The 24,273-nt window shown below is 71.5% G+C and carries 20 protein-coding genes; 10 read left to right on the top strand and 10 right to left on the bottom strand.

Annotated elements, in window-relative coordinates:
• Positions 1-2 precede the first annotated feature (2 nt).
• Positions 3-926, bottom strand: a complete 924-nt coding sequence (locus tag C9992_RS15305) for a hypothetical protein (RefSeq protein WP_146145342.1) — start codon at positions 924-926, stop codon at positions 3-5.
• Between the two features lie 473 nt (positions 927-1,399).
• Here C9992_RS15305 and C9992_RS15300 point away from each other — a divergent pair, with 473 nt between their 5' ends.
• The 8 genes from C9992_RS15300 to C9992_RS15265 all read left to right on the top strand — a co-directional run bounded on the left by C9992_RS15300 (position 1,400) and on the right by C9992_RS15265 (position 12,680).
• Entirely contained in the window at positions 1,400-3,055 is a 1,656-nt protein-coding gene (locus C9992_RS15300; RefSeq protein ID WP_106816508.1) for an ABC-F family ATP-binding cassette domain-containing protein, read from the top strand.
• A gap of 103 nt (positions 3,056-3,158) precedes the next feature.
• Entirely contained in the window at positions 3,159-3,341 is a 183-nt protein-coding gene (locus C9992_RS15295) for a PspC domain-containing protein (RefSeq protein ID WP_106816507.1), read from the top strand.
• A 69-nt stretch (positions 3,342-3,410) separates the two neighbouring features.
• Positions 3,411-8,267 carry an ATP-dependent helicase gene (locus tag C9992_RS15290; RefSeq protein WP_106816506.1) on the top strand — a complete coding sequence of 1,619 codons (4,857 nt, stop codon included), beginning with the start codon at positions 3,411-3,413 and terminating at the stop codon, positions 8,265-8,267.
• Positions 8,268-8,299: 32 nt separating this feature from the next.
• On the top strand, positions 8,300-9,088 hold the full coding sequence (locus C9992_RS15285) for a DNA-formamidopyrimidine glycosylase family protein (RefSeq protein WP_106816505.1): 789 nt from the start codon (positions 8,300-8,302) through the stop codon (positions 9,086-9,088).
• Positions 9,067-9,750 (top strand): cysteine hydrolase family protein, encoded by a 684-nt coding sequence (locus C9992_RS15280; protein WP_235008274.1) that lies wholly within the window; start codon positions 9,067-9,069, stop codon positions 9,748-9,750. Before C9992_RS15285 ends, C9992_RS15280 begins: the two co-directional genes overlap by 22 nt.
• A gap of 119 nt (positions 9,751-9,869) precedes the next feature.
• The gene (locus C9992_RS15275; RefSeq protein ID WP_106816504.1) at positions 9,870-11,300 is read left to right on the top strand and encodes an NAD(P)/FAD-dependent oxidoreductase; all 1,431 of its coding nucleotides are present in this window, start codon (positions 9,870-9,872) and stop codon (positions 11,298-11,300) included.
• A gap of 170 nt (positions 11,301-11,470) precedes the next feature.
• Positions 11,471-11,878 (top strand): transferase, encoded by a 408-nt coding sequence (locus C9992_RS15270; RefSeq protein WP_106816503.1) that lies wholly within the window; start codon positions 11,471-11,473, stop codon positions 11,876-11,878.
• A 103-nt stretch (positions 11,879-11,981) separates the two neighbouring features.
• Complete coding sequence (locus tag C9992_RS15265) at positions 11,982-12,680, top strand: thermonuclease family protein (protein ID WP_106816502.1); 699 nt, start codon at positions 11,982-11,984, stop codon at positions 12,678-12,680.
• 25 nt (positions 12,681-12,705) lie between these two features.
• On the opposite strand, the gene C9992_RS15260 is transcribed toward C9992_RS15265, so the two are convergent.
• The gene (locus C9992_RS15260) at positions 12,706-13,104 is read right to left on the bottom strand and encodes a DUF1304 domain-containing protein (RefSeq protein WP_200826361.1); all 399 of its coding nucleotides are present in this window, start codon (positions 13,102-13,104) and stop codon (positions 12,706-12,708) included.
• 224 nt (positions 13,105-13,328) lie between these two features.
• Between C9992_RS15260 and C9992_RS15255 the strand changes: the two genes are divergently transcribed.
• Entirely contained in the window at positions 13,329-13,907 is a 579-nt protein-coding gene (locus tag C9992_RS15255) for a LysR family substrate-binding domain-containing protein (RefSeq protein ID WP_106816615.1), read from the top strand.
• Between the two features lie 225 nt (positions 13,908-14,132).
• Here C9992_RS15255 and C9992_RS15250 read toward each other — a convergent pair whose 3' ends face one another.
• The 4 genes from C9992_RS15250 to C9992_RS15235 all read right to left on the bottom strand — a co-directional run bounded on the left by C9992_RS15250 (position 14,133) and on the right by C9992_RS15235 (position 19,446).
• Positions 14,133-16,505, bottom strand: coding sequence for a CHAT domain-containing protein (locus tag C9992_RS15250; RefSeq protein ID WP_235008272.1), 2,373 nt, complete (start codon positions 16,503-16,505; stop codon positions 14,133-14,135).
• A 156-nt stretch (positions 16,506-16,661) separates the two neighbouring features.
• Positions 16,662-18,296, bottom strand: a complete 1,635-nt coding sequence (locus C9992_RS15245; protein WP_106816500.1) for a S8 family peptidase — start codon at positions 18,294-18,296, stop codon at positions 16,662-16,664.
• Positions 18,297-18,361: 65 nt separating this feature from the next.
• Positions 18,362-18,829, bottom strand: coding sequence for a hypothetical protein (locus tag C9992_RS15240; RefSeq protein WP_106816499.1), 468 nt, complete (start codon positions 18,827-18,829; stop codon positions 18,362-18,364).
• Entirely contained in the window at positions 18,829-19,446 is a 618-nt protein-coding gene (locus C9992_RS15235; RefSeq protein ID WP_235008271.1) for an RNA polymerase sigma factor, read from the bottom strand. Before C9992_RS15235 ends, C9992_RS15240 begins: the two co-directional genes overlap by 1 nt.
• Positions 19,447-19,685: 239 nt before the next feature.
• On the opposite strand from C9992_RS15235, the gene C9992_RS15230 reads away from it, so the two are divergent.
• Positions 19,686-20,429 (top strand): glutamine amidotransferase-related protein, encoded by a 744-nt coding sequence (locus tag C9992_RS15230; protein WP_106816498.1) that lies wholly within the window; start codon positions 19,686-19,688, stop codon positions 20,427-20,429.
• On the opposite strand, the gene C9992_RS15225 is transcribed toward C9992_RS15230, so the two are convergent.
• From C9992_RS15225 to C9992_RS15210, 4 genes are all read right to left on the bottom strand, one after another.
• Complete coding sequence (locus tag C9992_RS15225) at positions 20,430-21,230, bottom strand: tryptophan-rich sensory protein (RefSeq protein ID WP_106816497.1); 801 nt, start codon at positions 21,228-21,230, stop codon at positions 20,430-20,432.
• Positions 21,231-21,347: 117 nt separating this feature from the next.
• A complete protein-coding gene (locus C9992_RS15220; protein WP_106816496.1) occupies positions 21,348-21,848 on the bottom strand; it encodes a glutaminase in 501 nt (166 codons plus the stop codon).
• Positions 21,845-23,047: a cation:proton antiporter gene (locus tag C9992_RS15215; RefSeq protein ID WP_106816495.1), complete on the bottom strand. Its 1,203-nt coding sequence runs from the start codon at positions 23,045-23,047 to the stop codon at positions 21,845-21,847. The genes C9992_RS15220 and C9992_RS15215 overlap by 4 nt, the downstream gene beginning before the upstream one ends.
• Before the next feature lie 23 nt (positions 23,048-23,070).
• Positions 23,071-24,270: an alpha/beta fold hydrolase gene (locus C9992_RS15210; RefSeq protein ID WP_235008270.1), complete on the bottom strand. Its 1,200-nt coding sequence runs from the start codon at positions 24,268-24,270 to the stop codon at positions 23,071-23,073.
• Between the last annotated feature and the right edge of the window lie 3 nt (positions 24,271-24,273).

The raw sequence follows: 24,273 nt of genomic DNA, 5'->3' as shown, positions 1-24,273 counted from the left end.
TCTCAGGGGGTGAGCGAGCCCGCGAGGGCTGCGGCGACCTCGCCGACGCCTAGACCGAGCTCGGCGGGAACTCCGGTGAGGCGCACGACGTTGACGCCGTCGCTCATCTCCCACCCCTGTCCGACGCTTCCATCGTTGCGCACGCCCTCTTCCGTCGGGCCGCCGACCCAAGGTGCGGGCAGGGCGCCCGACGCGCTGGACGGATCGAATCCCCAAGCCGCGCCGGCGTAGCCCCACGCTTCGATGTACTGACCGGAGGCGTCCACGAACCGGCACACCCACATCCGGGCGGCTTTGTCGGCGACCAGACCGGCTGTTAGCGGCGGATCGATGTACACGCCCCAGTCCTCGCCGACGAAGGTGCGACTCAGCGCTGGGCCCAGGGCTCCTCCGAGAGCGCTGCAATCGACATCGAGCCAGCCCGTGCGGTCCCTCACCCACCCGCCGTCCGCATCGACGTTGGCGATGGCGACCGGAGCGACCTGCTCCGCAATCCGAACAGCCTCATCGTGCAGGGACCCCTCGAACTCAGCGCCTTGCGGCGGGTTGATCGTCGTGATGACGACGAAGCCGTCCTGCTCGGTGATCACAGAGCAGTACCAATCGCACGCCGGATTCGCGCGCCAGTCGTCGACGGTCGCGAGGTCGACCTCCGAGAGACTGTCGGCGGTGAAGACTGCGACGTGCAGGACGTCGACGCCGTCTGACCACCACATACAACTAAGTCCTCCGGCGCCAGCGAACGCGTCATATCCCCCACCAGCGGGCGCGCGATCCAGTTCCACGGCTCGCCCGGTGGCCTTCGCGACCACGTCGAGGGGAAGGATCTGCTCGCACTCACCGTCCGCCAGGACGGGGGGTTTCGCCCCCGGAGCCACCATGAGCGTCTCGGACGTGGTGGTGGGTGCCGGTTGCGTCGCGGTCACCTCCGGGTCCGGCGTCTCTACAGCGGGCCGGGCGGCCGACACACACGATGCGAGGACTCCCGTGAGCGCGACCAGCAAAGCGACCGCGACGGCGGATTGGGGGGCCATCGGTTCCCTTCGATCTTCTGATTGGGCTGGTGGTGAGAAACATAACCGGCCGCGACAGCCTGCGTCTCGCGCATCAGTCACCGTTACCGAACTGACACGAGAGCAGGGTCGCGGCTCGCCTGGCCATCTCTTCGCGCGTCCGCTATGGTGGCGTACGGCCTTTGTCCCCTCGGTGAGGAAATCCATTGAAGCTGATCGACGCGTCCGCGCTGTAATCGCGCTGCCGTCGTTCTGACGTGCCAGCGCCCCGAAGATTCGCGCTGCACGTCGATCCCCGCTTCCCGCCGCTCCCGGCCTTCTCGCGTCCCGGAGCCCCGGGTATCAGCGGTCCTCGGTGTCAGCGCACGACTGACACAGGAGGCCTCATGCCCGCACACACCCTCACCCCTGCCATCGTCCTGGACCGCGTCTCGCTCACGTGGGCCGACGGCTCCGTCGCACTGTCGGATGTCTCGGGCTCGTTCGGCTCTGGCCGCACGGGCCTGGTCGGCCGCAACGGCGCCGGCAAGTCCACGCTGCTGCGCCTGGTCGCCGGAGAGCTCACCGCGTCGTCCGGGCACATCACCCGCACGGCCGAGGCCACGTACCTGCCGCAGCGGCTGACGCTCGACGTGAACCGGCCCGTGGCCGACCTGCTCGGTGTCGGCGACACGCTGCGAGCGCTGCGCGCCATCGAGTCCGGGGACCCCGACCCGCGTCACTTCGACGCCGTCGGGGCCGACTGGGACATCGAAGCCCGGGCGCACGCCGCGCTCGCCGAGGCCGGACTCGCCCCTGACATGCTGGACCGCAGCGTCGGCCAGCTGTCGGGAGGCGAGGCCGTGCTCACCGCCATCGCCGGCATCCGCCTGCGCGGAGCGCCCATCGCGCTGCTGGACGAGCCCACCAACAACCTCGACCGGGAAGCGCGTGCGCGTCTTCACGACATGGTCCGCGGCTGGCGCGGTGCGCTCGTCGTGGTCAGTCACGACACGGCGCTGCTCGAACTGATGGACGACACGGCTGAGCTGTACGCCAACGAGCTGTCGGTGTTCGGCGGGCCGTACTCCGAATGGCGTGCGTGGCTGGATGCCGAGCAGGGCGCGGCCCGCGACGCGGAGCGCGCGGCCAAACAGGCGGTCAAGCGCGAAAAGCGACAGCGCATCGAGGCCGAGACGACGATCGCCCGACGGCAGCAGATGGGCCAGAAGGCGTTCGACGAGAAGCGCGAGCCGAAGATCATCATGAACGGGAGGAAGCGGGCAGCCCAGGTCTCGGCCGGCAAGCTGCGCGGCGAGAAGGCCGATCGCGAGGCATCCGCTCGCGAGGCCCTCGACGCCGCAGAGCGGCGCGTGCGCGACGACGACATCGTGAAGATCGACCTGCCCGACCCCGGCGTGCCGGCCGGCCGGCGCATCGCGACGCTGGGCGACGGCGAGCGCTCGTGGATCATCCAGGGGCCCGAGCGCGTGGCCCTGATCGGCCCGAACGGAGTCGGAAAGACGACGCTGCTGGAGACGCTGATCGGGCCGGCGGTGAAACGGACGGGATATTTCGAGGGCTCAAGCGCTTCCGAGGGCGAATCGGGCCGATTCAGCCCGCCGCTTTCACACCTCGCGCTCCACACCGACCGCGTCGGATACCTGCCGCAGCGTGTGGACGGGCTCGACGACGGCGGCTCAGTGCTCGAGAACGTGGCGCCGTCCGCGCCGAACGTGACGATGGTGGAGCTGCGGAACCAGCTCGCACGGTTCCTCATCCGAGGAGCAGCGGTCGAGCGCCCGGTCGGCACGCTGTCGGGCGGGGAGCGGTTCCGCGTGGCCCTCGCCCGCCTGATGCTGGCCGACCCGCCGCCGCAGCTGCTGGTGTTCGACGAACCGACGAACAACCTCGACCTGGACACGGTCGACCAGCTCGTCGCCGCCCTGGCCGCGTACCGCGGCGCGGTGCTGGTCGTCAGCCACGACGACGCGTTCCTGGAGCGCATCGGCGTGGATCTGACGCTCGAGCTGAACCGCGACGGGCACCTCACCGAGCGGTGACAGCGCGGGCCGCGGCATCGGCGCAAGCGGATGCCGCGGCCCCCGCATCGATCCGGGGGTATGCCCCCGTGCGCGCGGGCCGCCGCTGCCGGAGGATGGAGTCATGAACGCACTGGTGAGACCTCAGCGAGGACGGTGGATCGCGGGCGTCTGCGCCGCCGTCGCCGACCGCTTCGGGTGGAACGTGACGCTGGTCCGCATCCTCACGGTGATCGCGGTCGTCTTCTTCGGCCTGTCGCTGTGGGCCTACATCCTGCTCTGGATCATCATCCCGTCCGAGCGCTGACTCCTGCCCCGGCACCGCCGCGGTGTCCAGCCCTGGCCCGATGTCGGCGATCGCGACGAAGATGGAGGGATGGGCGACGTCCTCGAACGGTTCGGTCCTGCCACGCAGGACTGGTTCCGCGGCGCCTTCCATGCCCCCACTGACGCGCAGAAGGGCGCGTGGGAGGCGATCTCGGCCGGCAAGCACGCCCTCGTGGTCGCGCCCACCGGTTCGGGCAAGACGCTGTCCGCCTTCCTCTGGGCCATCGATCGGGTCTTCCACGACAAGGCCGACGCCTCGCCGGTCGAGCAGTCGGGCAAGCGCAGGCGAGGGGATGCCGCCGCCCCTGCGACGCGGATCCTCTACATCTCACCCCTGAAGGCCCTCGGCGTCGACGTCGAGCGCAACCTCCGCTCACCCCTCGTGGGCATCGGCCAGTCCGCGCGTCGCCTCGGGTTCTCGGTGCCTGACGTCAGTGTGGGGGTCCGTTCCGGAGACACCCCCGCCGCCGATCGCCGCAAGCTCGTCCAGGCGCCTCCCGACATCCTCATCACCACGCCCGAGTCGCTGTACCTGATGCTGACCAGCCGCGCCGGCGAGACGCTGCGCGACGTGCACACGGTCATCGTCGACGAGGTGCACGCCGTCGCCGCGACCAAGCGCGGAGCCCACCTCGCGGTGAGCCTGGAGCGCCTGGACGCGCTGCGACGCTCGTTCACCGAGGACCCGGCCCAGTGGCGGCCCGCCCAGCGCATCGGTCTGTCGGCGACGGTGCGCCCGATCGACGAGGTGGCTCGCTTCCTCGGCGGTGCCGAGCCGGTCGAGATCGTGGCGCCACGGGCCACCAAGGCCTTCGACATGAAGGTCGTCGTGCCGATCGGCGACATGCTCAACCCGCCGCCGGCGCCCAGCGCGTACCCGTCCGACGACGCCGAATCCCGGTCGTCGAGCGAGCGAGGAACGAGCGAGACGAAACGCCTCGAACCGGCGGACGACCTCGGTGACGAGCAGATCGACGAGGACTGGTTCGCCGACGGCAGCGCCCAGGGATCCGGCGCACGCGCGAGCGGCGCGGGCGAGACCGAGATGACCGGGTCGGTGTGGCCGCACGTCGAAGAGGCGATCGTGGATCGCATCCTCCAGCACCGCTCGACCATCGTGTTCTGCAATTCACGTCGGCTCGCCGAACGCCTGACCGGGCGACTGAACGAGATCTACTCCGAGCGCCTCGGAATCGACCTGCCCGACGCGACGGTGCCCGCCGCCATGATGGCTCAGGCCGGCGCCACGGCCGGCGCCGACCCGGTGCTCGCCAAGGCGCACCACGGATCGGTGTCGAAGGAGCAGCGCGCGCAGGTCGAGGAGGAGCTGAAGTCGGGCGTCCTGCGCTGCGTCGTCGCCACGTCGAGCCTCGAGCTCGGCATCGACATGGGCGCCGTCGACCTCGTGATCCAGGTCGAGGCACCCCCGAGCGCGGCCTCCGGCCTGCAGCGGATCGGCCGCGCCGGCCACCAGGTGGGCGAGGTCAGCCGTGCGGCGCTGTTCCCCAAGCACCGCGGAGACGTGCTGCACACCGCCATCGTCACCGAACGCATGCTCGCCGGGCAGATCGAGGCGATCGCGATCCCCCAGAATCCGCTCGACATCCTGGCCCAGCAGACCGTCGCCGCGGCCGCGACGGGGCCGCTCGACGTGGAGGGCTGGTACGAGACCCTCAAGCGCAGCGCTCCGTTCCGCTCGCTCCCCCGCTCCGCCTACGAGGCCACGCTCGACCTCATCTCGGGGCGCTTCCCCTCGGACGAGTTCGCCGAGCTGCGTCCGCGCGTCGTGTGGGACCGCGATCTGGGCGTGCTCACCGGGCGACCAGGCGCGCAGCACATCGCGGTCACCAGCGGCGGCACGATCCCCGATCGCGGGCTGTTCGGCGTCTTCATCGCCGGAGAGTCCCAGAACGCGCGCGTCGGCGAGCTCGACGAAGAGATGGTCTACGAGTCGCGCGTCAACGACGTCTTCACGCTCGGCACGACGAGCTGGCGCATCGTGGAGATCACCCACGACCGCGTCAATGTGGTTCCGGCGTTCGGGCAGCCCGGCAAGGTCCCGTTCTGGCACGGCGACGGCATCGGCCGCCCGGCAGAGCTCGGCGAGGCGCTGGGACGATTCTCGCGCGAGGTCTCCACCGCCAAGCCCGACAAGGCCGAGGCCCGCCTCCGCGAGGCGGGGCTCGACGAATTCGCACAGGACAACCTGCTCGCGTATCTCGCCGAGCAGCGAGAGGCCACGGGCACCCTGCCCACCGACCGCCAGCTCACGGTCGAGCGCGGTCGCGACGAGGTGGGCGACTGGCGCGTCATCCTGCATTCGCCGTACGGCATGCAGGTGCACGCGCCGTGGGCTCTCGCGGTGAACGCGCGCATCCGTGAGCGGCTGGGAGTTGACGGGTCGGCGGTCGCGAGCGACGACGGCATCATCGCCCGGATTCCGGATGCCACGGCAGAGCCGCCGGGCGCCGAGCTCTTCGTCTTCGACCCCGACGAACTCGACCAGATCGTCACCGAGGAGGTCGGCGGTTCGGCGCTGTTCGCCTCCCGCTTCCGCGAATGCGCCGCTCGCGCCCTGCTGATGCCCCGCCGCAATCCCGGCAAGCGGACTCCGCTGTGGCAGCAGCGCCAGCGGTCGGCGCAGCTGCTCGAGGTGGCCCGACGCTATCCGACGTTCCCGATCATCCTCGAGACGCTCCGCGAGGTCCTGCAGGACGTCTACGACGTGCCGTCGCTGCTGCGCCTGATGCGTGGCATCGGCGAGCGGCGCATCCGCCTGATCGAGACCGAGCCTGCGCAGCCGTCGCCCTTCGCGCGCGACCTGCTGTTCGGCTACGTCGGCGCGTTCATGTACGAGGGCGACTCGCCGCTCGCGGAGCGGCGCGCTGCCGCACTGTCGGTCGACCCCGCCCTGCTGTCGGAGCTGCTCGGCAAGGTCGAGATGCGCGAGCTGCTCGATCCCGACGTCATCGCCCAGTTCGAGCGCGAGGTGCAGCGTCTCGACCCGGAGCGCCGCGCCCGCGGGCTCGAGGGCGTCGCCGACCTGCTGCGGCTGCTCGGCCCGCTCGATGCCACCGAGGTCGCCGCTCGGCTCGAACCGGAGACGCATCCGGCGACCGAGGGGGCGACAGAGGCGGAGGCATCCGGGTTCCTCGATGCCCTCGTCCAGTCGCGCCGGGCGATTCCCGTCACGATCGCGGGCGCGACCCGCACCGCGGCGATCGAGGACGCCGGCCGGCTGCGCGACGCGCTCGGCGTCGCTCTCCCGGTCGGCATCCCCACCGCCTTCCTCGAACCGGTCGCCGATCCGCTCGGCGACCTCGTTGCGCGGTATGCGCGCACCCACGGGCCCTTCACCGCGGATGCCGTGGCCGACCGTCTCGGCATCGGCGTCGCGGTCGCGCGGCTGACGCTGCAGCGTCTGGAATCCCAGGGGCGGGTGACCAGCGGGTTCTTCCTGCCGGACGCGTCGACCAGCGGGGGCGCCGGGAGCGACGGCGCCGCGACGACCCGCGGTGAGGAAGCCGAGTGGTGCGACACCGAAGTGCTGCGCCGGCTGCGGATGCGCTCGCTCGCGGCGATCCGCGGCAGCGTCGAGCCGGTGCCGCAGCACGCCTATGCCCGGTTCCTGCCGGTCTGGCAGCACGTCACGCGCCCACTGGAGGGCGTCGACGGCGTCGCGGCGGTGGTCGAACAGCTCGCGGGGGTGCCGATCCCGGCGAGCGCCTGGGAGTCGCTCGTGCTGCCGGCCCGCGTGGCAGACTACAGTCCCGGCATGCTCGACGAGCTCACCGCCACGGGCGAGGTGGTGTGGTCCGGCCACGGGAGCCTCCCGGGACGCGACGGGTGGATCGCCCTGCATCCCGCCGACGCGGTGCCGCTGACCGTCGCGCTGCCCGACGACGCCGAAGAGCCGGCGCCCGGCTCGCTCGACGCGCAGCTGCTCGCCGCCCTCGCCGGCGGCGGCGCGTACTTCGCCGCACAGCTGCGGCAGAGCACCGGCGCCGAGAACGAGCAGTCGGTCATCGAAGCCCTGTGGCGCCTGACGTGGGCCGGCCGCGTCACCAACGACACCTTCGCCCCGGTCCGCTCGCTGGTCTCGGGCGGATCGCAGGCCCACCGGGTCTCCCGCCGTGCCCCTCGGGCCCGCCTCTACCGTGGCGCCGCAGTCCGGACGGTCGCCGCGTCCCTTCCACCCCGCCCGCCGGCGATCGGCGGACGCTGGTCGCTGCTTCCCGCCGCCGAGCCCGACGCAGCGCTGCGCGCGACGGCTTCGGCCAGCCTGCTGCTCGACCGTTACGGGGTGGTCACGCGCGGCGCGGTGCAGTCCGAGGGCGTGCCCGGGGGTTTCGCCCAGACGTACCGTGTACTCGCCGGCTTCGAAGAGGCCGGTCACTGTCGCCGCGGTTACGTGATCGAGAAGCTGGGCGCCGCCCAGTTCGCGGCATCCTCGACCGTCGACAGGCTTCGCGAGTTCGCGGGCCTGTCCGACCCTCCGCCGCTGCGGGCGGTGACGCTCGCCGCGACCGACCCGGCGAACCCGTACGGCGCCGCGCTGGCGTGGCCGGCGATCGAGGGCGTCGGCCACCGGCCGGGTCGCAAGGCCGGAGCTCTCGTCGTGCTGGTCGACGGCGCCCTCGCGCTCTACCTCGAACGCGGCGGCAAGTCCGCCCTCGCCTTCACCGGCGACGAAGGCGTACTGACGGCCGCGGCCCGCGACCTCGTGGCGACCTCACGCGCGCGGCGTCTCGACACGCTCACGATCGAGCAGGTGAACGGCGCTTTCGTGTACAGCACCGGGGTGGGCGCCGCGCTGCGCGATGCCGGTTTCGTCGAGTCCCCGCGGGGCCTGACGCTTCGGCGCCTGACCGCCGGGGACGCCCTGCGCGAGGCTGCGCGTGCCTGACGGCGGCGCCTGCTGCAGCCCCGGGAGGCGTGATGCCCGAGGGTGACACCGTCTACCGGACCGCCCGCAAGCTGGATGCGGCTCTCGCCCAGGCGACGGTGACCCGGTTCGAGCTGCGGGTGCCCCAGGCGGCGACCGTCGATCTGCGGGGCGAGATCGTGCACGAGGTCGTCGCCCGCGGCAAGCACCTGCTGCACCGCATCGGCACGTGGACGCTGCACTCGCACCTGAAGATGGAGGGCGAGTGGCACGTGTACCGCCGCGGCGAGCGCTGGCACGCCCCGGGATTCCGCGCGCGTGCAGTCATCGGCGCCACCGCCCCCGACGGCGTCGAGTGGGAGACCGTCGGCTTCGACCTCGCCGACATCAAGGTCGTCCCCACCGCCGACGAGGACCAGCTCGTCGGCTATCTCGGCCCCGATCCTCTGTCGGCGTCCTGGGATCCCGGGGAGGCAGCTCGGCGCCTGCACGCCGACCCGCGTGCTGTGCACGTCGCCCTGCAGGACCAGCGCAACATCGCCGGATTCGGCAACGAGTACGCCAACGAGATCCTGTTCGTGCGCGGGGTGCTTCCGACCACCCCGGCGAACGAGACGGATGCCGCGGCCATGGTGGATCTCGGCGCCCGCATGATCCGCGCCAATCGCGACCGCGCGGGCCGCACCTTCACCGGCGACCCGCGGGCGGGGCGCTCGACCTGGGTGTACCGGCGCGAGGGTCGGCCCTGCCGCCGCTGCGGCACACTGATCCGAGGGGGAAGCCTGGGCGCCGATCCGACGCGCGAACGCATCGTGTTCTGGTGCCCGACCTGCCAGCGCTGAACCGGTACCGCCGGAGCGATATCCGGACCATCCCGACGGCGTGGACCTTCGTCGCCCGCGAGGGCTCCCCCACCGGATCTGAAGGCGGCACCTATGCTGTTGCGGTGGCCCGACTCCTGCTCCTCATCGACATCCAGCGCGACTACTTCCCCGGTGGAGCGCATCCTCTGGTCGAGCCGGACGCCGCTGCCGAGGCGGCGGCACGGCTGCTGACGGCGTTCCGGGCAGCCGGCGAGCGGGTCGTGCACGTCCAGCACGTCTCCACCGCTGCGGACGCCGCCTTCTTCGCACCCGGCACCGCCGGGGTGGAGTTCGATGAGCGGGTGGCCCCTGACGGCGAGGAGCACGTGGTCGTGAAGCATCGACCCAACGCGTTCCTCGGCACCGGACTGGAGTCGCTGCTGCGGTCGGCGGAGCCGGACGAGATCGTGGTGGCCGGAATGATGTCGAGCATGTGCGTGGACGCGACCGTGCGTGCGGCATCCGATCTCGGCTTCTCGCTCTCGGTCGCGCAGGACGCGTGCGCTGCACCGGACCTGCGCCTCGGGCCCACGACGGTGCCCGGCGCCCAGGTGCACGCGGCGTTCATGGCGGCGTTGGACGGCACCTATGCCCGCGTCGCCGACGCGGACACGCTGGCCGCCGCGGCCGCTCTCCGCTGACCCCGAAGCGCCCAGGACCACCGCAGCGTGTGCGAAGGGCGCGTCACGTCGCTCCGGATGCCGCCACCGGCCTCCGCGCGCGAAGATGGGACGCAACCTACCTAACGGAGTTGATCACCGTGGGCACGACCGTCTTCGAACGACAGCGGCCGCCGGCATCCGTCGTCGAGCACTCCCTCGCGCAGAGCGTCCACTCGGTGTTCTGGCGTGACGACCTGCCACGCACTCTCATGCCCGACCGACCGGCTCTCGTCGGAACGCACCGCGCCGACCTCGTCATCGTGGGCGGCGGCTACACCGGACTGTGGACGGCGCTGCTCGCCAGCGAACGCCATCCCGGTGCCAAGATCGCCGTGATCGAGGCCCAGCGCGTGGGCTGGGCGGCGTCCGGCCGCAACGGCGGGTTCTGCGAGGCGAGCCTGACGCATGGCCACGAGAACGGCATGGCCCGGTGGCCCGACGACATGCCGCTGCTCGAGCGTCTCGGGATGGCGAACCTCGACGCGATCCAGGCGTCCGAGGCGCAGTACGGCATGGACTTCCAGTTCGAGCGCACCGGCCAGCTCGCTCCGGCTGTCGAACCGCATGAGGTCGACTGGCTCAAGGAGTGGGCGGCCGAAGGCGCGGAAGGGGTGCGCTACCTCGACCAGGCCGAGGCACAGGCATCCGTCCACTCCCCCACCTACCTCGCCGCCGTGTGGGAGAAGGACGCGTGCGGAATAGTGCACCCGGCACGCATGGCGGCCGAGCTGGCCCGCGTGTGCGAAGAGCGCGGGGTCGAGATCTTCGAGCGATCACACGTCACCGGCCTCGACACGAGCGGCCCCGGCGTCGCGGTGGCGACCGGCGACGGCCGCGTGATCGCTTCGCATGCTGTGCTGGCGACCAATGTCTTCCCTTCGCTGCTCAAGCGCAACCGCCTCATGACGGTGCCCGTCTACGACTACGTCCTCATGACGGAGCCGCTCACCGCCGAACAGCTCGCCTCGATCGGCTGGCAGGACCGGCAGGGGATCGGCGACCTGGCGAACCAGTTCCACTACTACCGGCTCAGCCGAGACAACCGGATCCTGTTCGGCGGCTATGACGCGATCTACCACTACGGCCGCCGGGTGGATCCCGCGTATGAGCACCGCCCGGAGACGTGGCAGAAGCTCGCGAGCCACTTCTTCACGACCTTCCCGCAGCTGCATGGTGTGCGATTCACGCACCGGTGGGCCGGCGCGATCGACACCTCGACGCAGTTCACCGCGTTCTTCGGCACCGCTCGCGAGGGCCGGGTGGCGTACGCCGCCGGCTTCACCGGACTGGGTGTCGGATCGACGCGGTTCGCGGGCGAGGTCATGCTCGACCTGCTCGACGGCGTGTCGAATGAACGCACCGAGCTCGAGATGGTGCGCAGGCGCCCGCTGCCGTTCCCGCCCGAGCCCGCCGCAGCGATCGGCATCAATGCCACGCGGTGGTCGCTCGACCGAGCAGACCACAACCGCGGAAAGCGCAACCTGCTGCTGAAGACCCTCGACGCGCTCGGCCTGGGGTTCGACTCGTGAGCGCCTGATCGCCGGGCGGAAACGGAGGGACTCCGCACCGGGCGCGTTGTACCTCGGCCTCGCTCGGATGGCAATGGGGTAGTTCCGATCGATCCGATGCGCGGGAATAGATGAGCCTTGCCTGAGGTTGTTCCAATACTCAGCCCCAAGTGGGGCTGCAGGAGGGGACAGTGGGCAAGAACTACGTCGACATCGAGAACGACCAGGGCGAGACGCTGCGCTATCGCAAGCACGTCAACGGTCGTGGCCTGATCGCACATGGAGCGAAGGTGCACCCGAGCGCCGTCGTCGAGGCGGGGGCGTATGTCGAACCGGGCGTGCAGATCGCCGCGGGCGCACACGTCGGCCGTGGCGTATGGGTCGAGACGGATGCCGTGATCGGTCCGGATGCCGAGATCGCGCCGCACGCTCACATCGGTCCGCGGGCGGCCATCGGGCCCCGCGCCAAGATCGGTGTGCGCACCCACGTGGGGCATGACGCCCGCGTGGCCGGGGGCTCGCTCATCGGCGACGACGAGACGATCGCCGACGGCGAACGTGTCGCGACCGATAGGCGGGGACTCCGCCTGGCCGCCTGAGTCGATTCCGACGCCCCGTGCCGCCCGCACGGGGCGCCGCTGCGCCGTCGCACCCTGTGGACAGCGCACACCTGACGGCGGCCGAGCTGGCTAGCCTGGCGCCGTGAAGGACGACCTCGGGTTCGGGCCGCGCCGCCGACAGCTCCTCAGCCCCGTCACGCTCGCTGCCGTCGTCGTGGTCGCCCTCGTCATCGTGCTGACGGTCGCGCAGGGCCACCCCGCCGATGTCGGCGATCAGACTGTGCGCGGCGGCAGCTGGCAGCTGAATCGGCGACTCCCCCTTCCGGGGCTGCTTCCTTCGCGGGCCCCGCGGTCCGCTCCCGTTCCCTCGCACGTGAGCGGCGGCAGCGACACCGTCGCGCCGGCTCGACCGGCGGACGCGTTCCGCCTCGAGGTGACGTACGTCTTCGACGGCGACACCGTCGAGGCGCGGGCGATCGACCCCCACCCGTCGGTCGCGGCGGACGCACCGGTCCGCATTCGCCTGATCGGCGTCGACGCCCCCGAGGGCACGCCGACGCCCCGGTGCTGGGCCGACGAGGCCCGCCGGCACCTGGCAGACCTGCTGCCGGACGGTGCCACGGTCTGGGCCGCACCCGACGCCGAGCCGCGAGATCACTACGATCGGGCGCTGCTGTACCTGTGGACCGAGGACGGCCGCTTCGTCAACTACGAACTGGTGGCCGCCGGAGACGCCGAGGCCATCCGCGTCCGGCCGAACACGGCGCACGCGGCGGTCCTCTCGGACGCGCAGGCCCGCGCCCAGGCGAACGGGGCCGGTCGATGGGGCGCGTGCGAATGAGCCCCCGCGCTGTGCCGCCCCGCGATCAGGCGAACAGGAAGAGCACGAACCCGATGAGGGGCAGCGTGCCCTGGATGAGAGCCGGCCGGAGGTATCTGGTGCCGGTCGTCAGCAGAACCAGCGCGGCGGCCACCATGGAGCCGAGGCTGAACAGCACGAGCGCGAGCCCGGCGGAACGCACGGGCGCGGCATCCTGTCCCGCGAACAGGAGCACCAGTCCGATCACGACGCCGATCGCCAGGAACAGGTTGTAGAAGCCCTGGTTGTAAGCCATCGGCTTCGTGGCGTCGGCGGCGGCCTGATCGGCGACGCCGAAGCGCTTCCAGATCTTCGGCTGCGCCCACTGCACGCTCTCCATCACGAAGATGTACACATGCAGCAGCGCCGCCAGCGCCGCGAAGACCGTCGCCAGGATCGCCACCATGAGCGAACCATATCGCCCCGGCTACGCTGATCGGTATGGCGACGGGCGGTTCGCGATCAAGCGGCAGGGGGCGGGATTCCTCACGACGGCGGCCCCGCGCCACGAAGGCGCCAAGCAAGGGTGCGGCCGCCACGGCGAGGGGCGCGCGTCCCCGGCGCCCGAACCCCTCGCCGGCGCCTTCGCCGGTTCCCCCCGCCCTTCCTGCACCTCCCGCGAGATTCCTCCTGGGCGCCATCCCCGGAGCGACGCCGGGCAAGTGGATCGACACCTGGAACGAGCGGATGCCGCACACGGCGCTCGAGCTGATCCCGCTGGAGGTCCGCGATCAGGGTCAGGTCCTCGTCGACGGCAGGGTCGACGCCGCGCTCGTGCGCCTGCCCATCCCGCGGGAGGGGCTGCACGTCATCCCGCTGTACGACGAGGTGCCCGTGGTCGTGTGCGCACGGGATTCCCACCTGACGGCCGCGGACGAGCTGGATGCCGACGACCTGACGGGCGAGGTCCTCATCGTTCCGGACGACGACGTGCTCGGCATCCGGATCCCCGGCACCCTGGAACCGAGCTTCGCTCCGCCCTCGGACACGGCCGAGGCGATCGCGACGGTGGCGGCCGGCGTCGGCATCGTCATCGTGCCGATGTCGCTGGCCCGGTTGCATCACCGGAAGGATGCCGTATATCGGCCGTTGCGCGATGGACCGACCTCGACGGTCGCCCTCGCGTGGGTGGCGGAGCGGACGACGCCGGCGGTGGATGCGTTCGTCGGCATCGTCCGCGGCCGCACCGCGAACTCGTCGCGCGGCTGATCGGGGCCGTGCGCGTGTTCGGGCGCGGCGGGATGTACGAGGGGTGCCGCCCCAGTCCCCAGCACGGCACCCCTCGAGGACGGGCGAAGACCCCGCATCCCGATCTGCGCCCCCCGAAAGTGGCCTTCCGCTCCGTGGTCCCGATCCCCAAACCGGGCCACGCGAGCCGTCCCGATGTACAAGAGCCGCACCCCTCCCGGCTGATACATCGACGGCCAGAAGAGTTCAGAATCCTGCGCCGTGCACCTGGAAGGGCGCCCTGATCCCCGTGGACAGGGCCGCCGCCGTCAGTGCCTCGGCGGGACCTTCACCCGCGACCAGCCCTTCGTGCATGGCACTCAGCAGTTCGCACGCATCGTCGTCGGCGACGATGACGGGCGCGGCGACGACGCTGCGCGTGCCGGCGTGCAGCCAGATCCGTGTCATGCCGACGGCCTCCTCTCCCCAGCGGATGGAGGAGCGACCCACCTCGCACGCGGACAGCACGACGGTCGACGGCGGCGCCGGGATGAGGTCGATGTCGTATCCGAACAGCGTCCCGTCCACCAGTTCCAGACCGGAGAACATCGGGTTGTCGGCCGAGTGCCGTCCGTGCGCGGCCACGTGGAGCACGTCGACACGCGAGGCGGCGTCGGTGACACCGGCGACGGTGGCGTCGCCGTCCGGCAGCACAGTCGCGGTCTTCCAGACCGAGGCGGCCGCGTCGACCTCTTCTCTCGCACGGGGCACGCGCGGCCCCGTCGCGAAGGCCGCCCGCTCGGGCGCGCGCTCCACGCGTGAAGTGCGCAGCCACCGTGTCGCCGAGGGCGCGAGAGTGAAGACGCGTCCGTGCATCGCGGGCAGCATCGCCCACGGCACACCGCTGAGCACGCCCGGGACGGTGAGGATGAGACGGCGCGTGCGCGCCAGGCCGACCGCCTCGGACAGCAACGCGTCCGAGAGGGTCTGCAGCCGGCTGTCGAGCGAGCGGCCGACGATGTCGGCCATGGGCCCGCGGATCGTCGCCGCCATGTCGAGGTCGGCGCGCAATGCGGGGAACATGTCGCGCACCGTCGACCACCCGGGCAGCGGCCGCAGCCACGTCTTGCCGCCGGTGACGATGAGGACCGACAGCGCGTCTCCGGAGAAGACGAACGACAGCAGGCCGGTGTCGGCATCCAGCGCGCCCTGCATCTCGTCCAGCGTCGCTCGTTCCTCGATCGCTGCGGCACCAGTGCCCGACCACTGACGCTCACGCGCACGATCGCGCAGCTCGATCACGCGGGGGTTGGAGAGCCATGCCGGGTCGTCGGCACGCAGCATGCGGATCTCGGCCATCTCGGATGCCACCGCGGGATCGGGCGGCGGACGCAGCGGAACCACCTGCTGACTGAGATGGCGAGCCCGCTCGGACCACTCGAACACGGTGTCGGTGCGGCCGGATCGGATCGCGGAGTCCAGTCCCGCGAACATCAGCCCGTTGCTGTGCATCGCGATCGCCGTCTGCAGGTCGAGACTGCCGAAGGACTCCTGCCAGCGGCTCAGGACGTCCAGTCCCGCCGCGGCATGCCGCCGTGCCTCAGCATGACGCCCCGCTGCCCCGGCGCGCGCGGCACGGGCCTCATGGGCGAGCAGCCGCACCTCCATGGAGGCCGAATGCGGCACGCGGATCGGCGCGCGATCGCGCACGCCCGCCCTTCTGGATGTCGCCAGGACGTGGGTCATCCGCAGCGCTGCCGCCTCGCTGCGCAAACCGTGGGCTTCCAGTTCCGATGCCGTCGCCTCCACCACCTCCCGGGCCGGCGGCCTGCGATGTCCCGACACCCGTGCCCCGCGTCGCGTGACCCGGCTGCCGGCGAGCTCGGCTCTCAGCCGCACCCCCTCCGCGCGTGCTGCCCACGCACCGTTGCCCAGCGCCCGGAACCGCCGCACCGCGGCGCGCGCGACGACCCGGGCCGCGGCGGGATCGTGGGTCAGGAGCGAGCATGCCAGGTGGAACTCCGCCTCGCCCCGGGCCTGCGGCATCCGGTGCGTTCCGAAGATGGCGGCCGTCCGACGCAGATTCTCCTCAGCCTCTGTCGTCAGCCCGGCATCTCGCAGCACCTCTGCGCGATCGGCGTCGCAGATCGCGGCGTTCACCGCCGACAACGGTGCCAGCGTCGCCCGCGCCGCGAGCATGAGCTGGTTCGCGTGGATGAGATCCCCTTCGAGCAGGGCGATGTACCCCTCGTTGTGGCGCGCCTGCGCCTCATCGGTCCTCATGCCGGACGCCGCGAAGATCGCGGTGGCGGCGGATGCATCCGCGCTTGCCTCTGGGAGTGCCCGGCGGCGCATGTTGATGAGACTCCGGTTCACCAGGAGGTTGGCCCGTGCGACCGGGTCGTCGTCCAGCCCTTCGAGGCCGCGAGTGAGCCAACGCTCGGCCTCATCGAACTCACCCGCCTGCTCGCACAGCGCCCCCATCTGGCCCGCCAGGATCGCGCGGGTGTGCGCGGCGAGGTGAGGGATCTCGAGGGCGGCGCTGCAGATGCGCTTGGCCTCCGCGAGATCGCCCGTGCGAGCGACGATGTACGCCTTCGTTCCTGCGATCCGCCCGAGCACGTCGGGGTCGTCCGTCAACGATGCGGCCCGCGCAAGGAGACGGCGTCCTTGTGCGAACCGACCACGGTTGGCGAGGACGACGGCCTCTCGGTGAAGCGCGTCTGCTGAGGGCGGCACGATCCCATACTGTCGTGGTCCGGCCCTCCGCGTCAGCCGGGCGAGCGCGACGCGGGTTCAGCTCTTGCGCGGACCCAGCCGGGACAACTCCTCGAGGACCCGTTCCTCTGCTTCCCTGATCGCCGCAACGCGTTCGTCTGCACGCTGAAGCTGTCCTCGCGCGAGGGCGGCCGCGATGCGCCGGGCGAGCAACGCGGCCACGAATGGCGCAGCGAAGGAGGTGCCGCTCCACATCGCGAAGCCGCCGCTGAAGTCGTCGGGATCGATCGTCTCGCGTCGCACTCCCCACCGGTCGTCGCGCGATCCGGGCTCAACGCCGCCTTCGAAGGGCGGGGATGTGCTGAGCACCGCCACACCGGGCGCACAGGTGCGCACCCAGGGGCCGATGTTGCTGAACAGCGCCATCGTGCCGTTGGGGTTCAGGGCACCGACCGACAGGTGCGGGGCGGCGTCGGCGGGATCATCGACGATGAAGTCCGCGTGCGGCCACGCCCACAGCGCGGCGGGGAAGGCAGGGCGATCGGTCGCCTCGTTTCCCGCCGAGCAGACCACCGCACAGCCCAGCCGCCGCGCCGCCACTAGCAGCTCGCTGAGGGTCCGGTCGAAGAGCTCGTCCTCGGGGGTCTCGTGGTAATAGCTCAGCGAGAGGTTCAGCACGTCGATCGCGCGACCGCCCTCCTCAGCACTCATCGACATCCACTTCACGATGCTGCGCACCGCCACCATGAACTGGCTCTCCAGCACCGTGCCCTGGCTGTCCGCCACGCGGACCGAGATGATGTCGGCTTCGGGCGCGACCTGACGGATGATGCCGGCGATGAACGTGCCGTGGCCGGCGGCCTCGTCGATCCCGCCGTCGAAGGGCCCCGAGATGTCGCCATGCGTTTCAGGATCGGTCGCCGGGTCGGTGATCCCGACCGGCGTCCCGTCGACCACCGGGTGCCGATCGACGATGTCGTCCGGGAGCCAGTCATGGGCGCCGCATCCGGTGTCGAGCACGGCGATGACCGGGCGGCGTCCGCCTTTGGGCAGCCGTGGACGCGTGGGGGCGGGTCCGACATAGCCGACGACCTGACGTCCGCCACTGCCCGGATCGGCATAGCTCTCGATGCCGGGAGCATTGGTCTTCCCGAAGGGATTCGTCTTGCCGAAGGGGTTGGTCTTCCCGAAGGGATTCGTCTTGCCGAACGGGTTCACCTGCAGCGGATCGACCGACAGCACGTGATCGAGGGATGCGCCGGGGAAATCGCGCCCGAAGCGGGCACGCGCCCGCTGGAGCAGTCGCCACGCATCGATGGGCGGGACCGGCTCGTCGTCCTTGTCGGCCCTCGGCTGCGGGAAGATGCGCACGCGATAGAACGTCGGCAGGTTGAAGCGGTCCCGACCGGCCTGTGCACGGGCGACGGCGGCCTCGAGCGTCTCGGTCTCGCCGCTCACCCGCTCCAGCTCGATGCCCCATCCGAAGTCCGACGCCGCCAGGCGCAGTTCGCCCAGCACGTCCGCGAGGCGGTCCGTCGCGGTGACGATGAGGTGGTCGGAGTCGTAGGCGGTCGGATAGGCGTTCACACCGGGCACCGGCTCGCTGCGGGGATCCAGCGGGATGCCGCGTGCCCGCGCCGCGTCGTAGCGTGCGCGCCAGTCGAGCGGACGGCCGGCTTCTTCGCCGGGCGCCTCCGGAGGCAGGTCGGTCATGTGGTTCCCCTTTCAGACAGCGGACTGCCGCAGCCCCCAGGCTGCGGCATCCGGATTCGTGCGTGTCAGACTTCGAACTGCGGCGTCTGGAAGTCGCGCAGCGCCCCGTCCGCGTCGCGCACCACCAGTCGCAGTCGCGCCATCCCCGGCGTGACCTCGTCGAAGGCGAAGCGGCCGTGCTCCCCGGGGTCGGCGGACCACTCGCGCTCCCCCTGCACCAGGCGGATGGCCAGGGCCGCGGCATCCACCCAGCCGTCCACGCGCCGGCCGCCGCCCTCGGTGACCGTCACGTGCAGCAGCACGCTCGTGGTGCCGTCGCTGAACTGCAGCGTCGCCGTATCGGCCTCGCCGCGCACCGCGGCCAGCGTCCCCTCGACGAGGGTCAGCAGCGCATACTCGCGCGAAAGGTCCTCGACCGCGACGGCGGCCACCATCCGGTCGACGAGGTCGGCGGGCACCGGATCCACGTCCTCCCACATGCGGCGCATGCGCGCGAAGAGCGCGGCATCGGCCGCGAAGTCCTCAGTGTCCATCACTGGTCGTCCCCCCTCCATCCGTCGTCCTCGAGGACGGCGCGAAGCTTGGCGAGGCAGCGCTGGCGGGTCGGTCCGATCGATCCGATGGGCATCGCCAGGTCCTCTGCGATCCGGGCGTAGTCGGGACGATCTTCGAACGCGACGATCCGCAGCAGGCGCTGGCATCGGTCGTTGAGCGTTCCCACCGCGGTCCACAGGCGACGCGTCTCGTCGTCCTGAGCGGCGGTGTGCTCGGCGGATTCGTGAACGGGCAGGTGCGGTTCCAGCGACTCGGCCTCGGTGGCATCCGCGCGACGATGCTGCTTGCCGACCCGCCACGCCTCCCGACGCGCGCACATCGTGAGCCACCCCGACACCGCGAGCGGGTCGTGGATGGTCTCGTGACGGCGCACGAGCGTCAGCCATGTCGTCTGCACCACGTCCTGCGCGAGGGCGTGGTCCAGACCGTACGCGCGCACGACGTGCCACAGCGGCGGCGTCATCAGGCGGACGAGCTCGTCCATGGCCCGGCTGTCGCCCTCGCGCCATCGCAGGAACAGCGCCGCGGCGCGCTCCCATCGCGCCGGCTCCCCCGAGCCGACGCTCTCCACCGTCTCCCCATGTGCCGTTCCCACGGGCCCTCCACTCGCCGTCCCCACGATCCCCAGCGCATCGAACGGAGCTTCCGGCCGCGCGCGGGCGGATGCGTCGTGCGCATCCTCCAGCCGCGGGAGCCCAGCATCGGCGCCCGCATGCGTCATAGCGCCCATTCTGTCCACACCATGCCAGAGGGCGGTAGTCCGGGCCTGATACATCCCCTCGCGATGAAGTTTCGCGCGGCGCGCGCTGGAGACCGGCGACTTAGAATTCGAGCATGACCGCCGCGCCACTGCTTTATGTCTGCGTGCGCCCGCAGCAGGGTGCAGCGGCTGCCGAGTACGAGTCCTTCCGTACGGCGATGCGCCTGGAGGAGAGCCGGCTGGAACACCACGACCTCGTCAACGAGCCGCTTCCCGACGACGCCTTCGACCGCTATGCGGGCTTCCTCGTGGGCGGCAGCCCGTTCAACGTCGCCGACCCCGAATCGACGAAGACGCAGACGCAGCGGCGCCTCGAGGGCGACCTCACCCGCATCGCCGAGCGGACGGCGGCCGGTGACGGACCGGCGGCGCTGTTCACCTGCTACGGCATCGGCATCGCCACGCGGGCCCTGGGCGGCTCGGTCAGCCGCGCCTTTCCCGAAGACACCGGCCCCGTCACCATCGAGCTCACCGCGGCGGCGGCCACCGATCCGGTCTTCGGGAGCCTCGCCAACCGGTTCACAGCGCTCACCGCGCACAAGGAGGGCACCGAGCGGCTCCCTCCGGCTGCGACGCTGCTGGCGTCGAACGACGGATGCCCCGTGCAGGCGTATCGCGTGGGCGACAGGCTCTACGCGACCCAGTTCCACCCGGAGCCGACGACCAAGGCGTTCACCGAGCGTATGGCCGTGTACCGCAACGACGGTTACTTCGAAGCGGACCGCTTCGACGCCATCGCGGGCCGCGTGCTCGCGGCATCCGTCACCGAACCCGCGCGACTGCTGCAGGCCTTCGCCGCGCGCTTCGCGGCAGCGTAGTCACGCGCTCGCGTTGCGCACGGCGGCCGCTTCCCGGATCACCGTGCCGATTGCGGCGGTCACCAGGATGATCGCCCCGACGACGAACGCCGTCACCCCGATCACGGCACTCGGCGGTTCGCCCGTCAGCCGCGCGACACCGAGCCACGACAGTCCCCACGACATCGCGAGCGCCGGCGCGATGCGCCACCCGCTCGCCGCCGTGATGCCCAGACCGATGACTCCCACCAGGACGAGGACGACGACGCCCCACAGGTCGGCCGCCGCTTCCCAGTCCGGTTCACCGATCGAGGTCAGCCACGCGGCGATATTGGCCACGGTGGCGAGAGTCACCCAGCCGAGGTGCAGCCCGGTCACCCCGTCGACGAGCACGCGGTCGGCCCAGCCGTCGGCGGGGTCGATGACGGTGCGATGGAACGTCACGCCCAGCAGGGCCAGCAGCACGATGATCGCCAGCACGGTCAGGGCCAGCGAGCCGAACTGCGCGGCCACGAGCCACAGACCGTTGAGCACCATCGTCCCCGCGATCAGCCAGCCGAGCACCCGCTGCCGCTCGCTGGAGCGCTGTCGCGGCAGCGCCTGCCACACCGTGTAGGCGAGCAGCCCCAGGTAGATCGCCGACCAGATCATGAACGCCGGCCGCGCGGGCGCCAGGAACGAGGCGTCGGCGTCGAGGGCGCCGTCCTGCAGGTCCTGCACGGGCGTTCCTCCGAGCAGGCCCGTGCCGACCATGGCCGCGACGATCATGAAGCAGAACGCGCAGATCACCAGGATCTGCCGCATCACATCTCGCGCGCCCATGCTGACAACCTAGGAGCCGACCGAGCGTGGTACGACGTCATTGACAGCGCCGGCCGGGGCCGATATGGCCGGTGCGGCGAGAGGACCGTGGCGCCGCCCGCCGGCACTCCCGCGACCTCACGCTCCGGGCGGCGGATCCAGCAGCAGCGCCACGCGCTCGGCGACGTAGGCCTCCAGCGGCACGGGCGCACCCGACGCGCTCCAGCGCACCCCGAGCCCCTCGCCCGTCCGGATGAGCGGACCGGTCGGCTCGTGCTTCGAGAACGTGCCGGTCTCGAAGGCGTCGAGGGCGAGCGGTCGCCAGCCGATGTGCACGGTCTCACCCTCGGCGAACCCGCCGCGTCGCGCCGCCGCGGCCAGCTCCGCGCGGCGCCGCTGCGATTCGGCGGTGTAACCGCGTCGCGCCTCCTGCCGGGCCCGGATGATGTCACCGGTCGCGAGCACGGCATCGTCGGTGAGCAGCAGCACGCCCAGGTGCCATGCGGCGCCGCGACGCTCGATGCGCGGGGCCCGCGCGACGCCCAGGATCCGCCGCGGCACGACGAGCTCGCCCAGGGCCTCGCGCGGCGCGTCGGCGAGCCGTCGGCGCGCCGCGTCGAACACCTCTTCAACGGTCATGCCATGTCATCCTCGAGTGCCGCCCGGGCGGTGACCCTCTCACCGCGCAGGGCCATCCCGATCAGCGGGAACAGCAGCACCGACAGCATGCCCGCCGCCACCAGGACGGTCTGCTGCGTGGTGGAGAGGATGCCCTCGTCCACGCCGATTCCCGTCACCGCGACGATGATCGGCAGCCCGGTCGCGCCCAGCAGCGCGATCGACAGGCGTTCCCGCCGCGAGGAGCCCGCCGGAGCGGCGAGCATGGACGGCAGCCCCCGCACCAACAGCAGTCCGATGAGCGCCACCGGCAGCAACAGGAACAGCACGGGCTGCTCCAGCAGGGCCTGCAGGTCGAACGTGACGCCGGTGTAGATGAAGAACACGGGCACGAGGAAGCCGAAGGCTACCCCCTCGATCTTGCTCTCGACCGCCTCACGATCGGCTTCCGAGGCGTCGCGCATGATGAGGCGCCAGATGATCCCGGCCGCGAACGCTCCCAGCAGCATGTCGAGGTCGAGCACGATGCTGAGAGCGATGAGTGCGCACAGAATGAGGAAGACCACCCGGATCGCGAACTGCCCGGATGTGTGCAGCGTCGAGCTCACGAACGCGTGCATGGCGCCCCGCGGCAGCTGGAAGGCCAGCCAGATGCCCAGGGCGGCGACGGCGGCGAAGGCCGCCAGCACGATCGTGGCGACGCCGAGCTGGCGCCCGCCGAGGAAGAGCGAGATGGCGATGAGAGGTCCGAACTCCCCCACGGCGCCGACAGCGGCCACCGCCTGACCGAACGGCGTGCGCAGCTCACCGGCGTCGCGGAGCATCGGAAGCAGCGTGCCGAGGGCCGTGGAGCAGAGAGCGATGCCGATGACGATCGCGGCCTCCCCGGGTGCCAGCACGAAACCGGCGGCCACTCCCACGACCAGGCTGATGAGCCAGCCCGCCGTCGCGCGACGACCGAGCCGGCCACGGAAGGCCCCGAACTCGATCTCGGTGCCGGCCACGAAGAACAGCATCGCCAGGCCGAACTCCGACAGGGTCGCCACGAATGCACCGGGCTGCGCCCAGCCGAGCACCGCCGGACCGATAAGGATGCCCAGCACCAGCTCGAAGACCACCACGGGGATCCGCATCCACCGGCCGAGCCCGCGGGCCAGCAGGGGCGCGAGGACCGCCAGCAGCGGGATCAGCAGCAGCGTCAGCGGTTGAGGCGATTCCACGCGATCAGACTAGCCATCGGCCCTCACCCGAATGCGACCCGGTCCAGCCAGCGCAGCATCGCCGGAAGGGCGAGGTAGGCCACCGTCCCGTGGTCGGCGAACGGGATCTCGTGGTAAGTCACGTCCATCCCGCGGGATGCCTCGGCGTCGGCGAACTGGGCGGTGTCGGCGGGGACGACCAGCTCGTCCCGCAGCCCCTGCGCGAGGAACAGCGGCGCGGCGAAGGTGGTCTCGCCCGCGGAGTTCTCGGCCAGCAGCGTGGCCCACGGCTCGGTGCTCGTCGGGTCGCTGGTGGTGAAGTCGCCCACGAGGGGCGCGCCGATCCGATGCAGCTCGCGCAGGTGCGACAGCAGGCAGAGCTCGTTCATCCGCGGGACCACCGCCTGGGCCCGCGGGGTCAAGATGTCGTCCAACGACGCTGCGGGGTACACCTCCGCGTAGGCGGTGAACGCGTATGCGCCGATGGTGACGCCCGAGATGTCGTCGAGATGCGCGCTCATGAGACCCGGCAGATCGGCCGCGGGTGCGGCGGCGGCGACGGCCAGCACCGAGAGCTCCGGCGCGTAGTCGGCCGCGCGCTGCGCGGCGAAGAGCACCGCCTGGCCGCCCTGCGAATGCCCCCAGAGCACGACTCGGTCGCTGGCGCGCGCGTCTGCGACCGCCCCCGCGGCTCGCGCGGCATCCAGCACCGCGTTGCCGCCCGTCACCCCCACCAGGTACGAATCCGTGCCGGCGGTGCCCATGCCGACATAGTCCGTGGCCACGACGGCGTAGCCGCGATCCAGCAGGGAACGCAGACCCTCGATGCCGAGGAACGGATCGAACCCGTACGACGGCGCACATCCTCGCGCGGCGCCCGTTGTCGGATGGCCCCACGAGACCACCGTGCGGCCGCGCGGCGGCGCCGGCGTGAGCGGCACCACCAGCACGCCGGTCGCCACCGCCGGATCGCCATGCACATCGGTGGTGCGATACATGATGCGCCAGGCACGACTGGCGAAGGGCGCCCCCATCAGCGCGTCGATCTTGACGATCGACCCAGGGGCGCCCTCGCTCGCGCCCGCCGGCTGTGCGTAGAACGCGTCCAGACCGGGCCGCTCCAGAGCGTCGCCGACGAACCGCACCTGTTCGGCGGCCACGACGCCGCCCAGGACCGCGAGCGTCGCGGCCACGAAGGCTGCGGCGAAGCTCAGGCGGCGAGCCCGCGGTGGCGAGGGTCTCATCGC

Origin of the sequence: Microbacterium timonense, from assembly GCF_900292075.1 — a bacterium.
GTDB lineage: Bacteria > Actinomycetota > Actinomycetes > Actinomycetales > Microbacteriaceae > Microbacterium > Microbacterium timonense.
The sequence above is the reverse complement of the archived record's forward strand: the minus strand, read 5'-3'. Positions and strand labels throughout refer to the sequence as shown.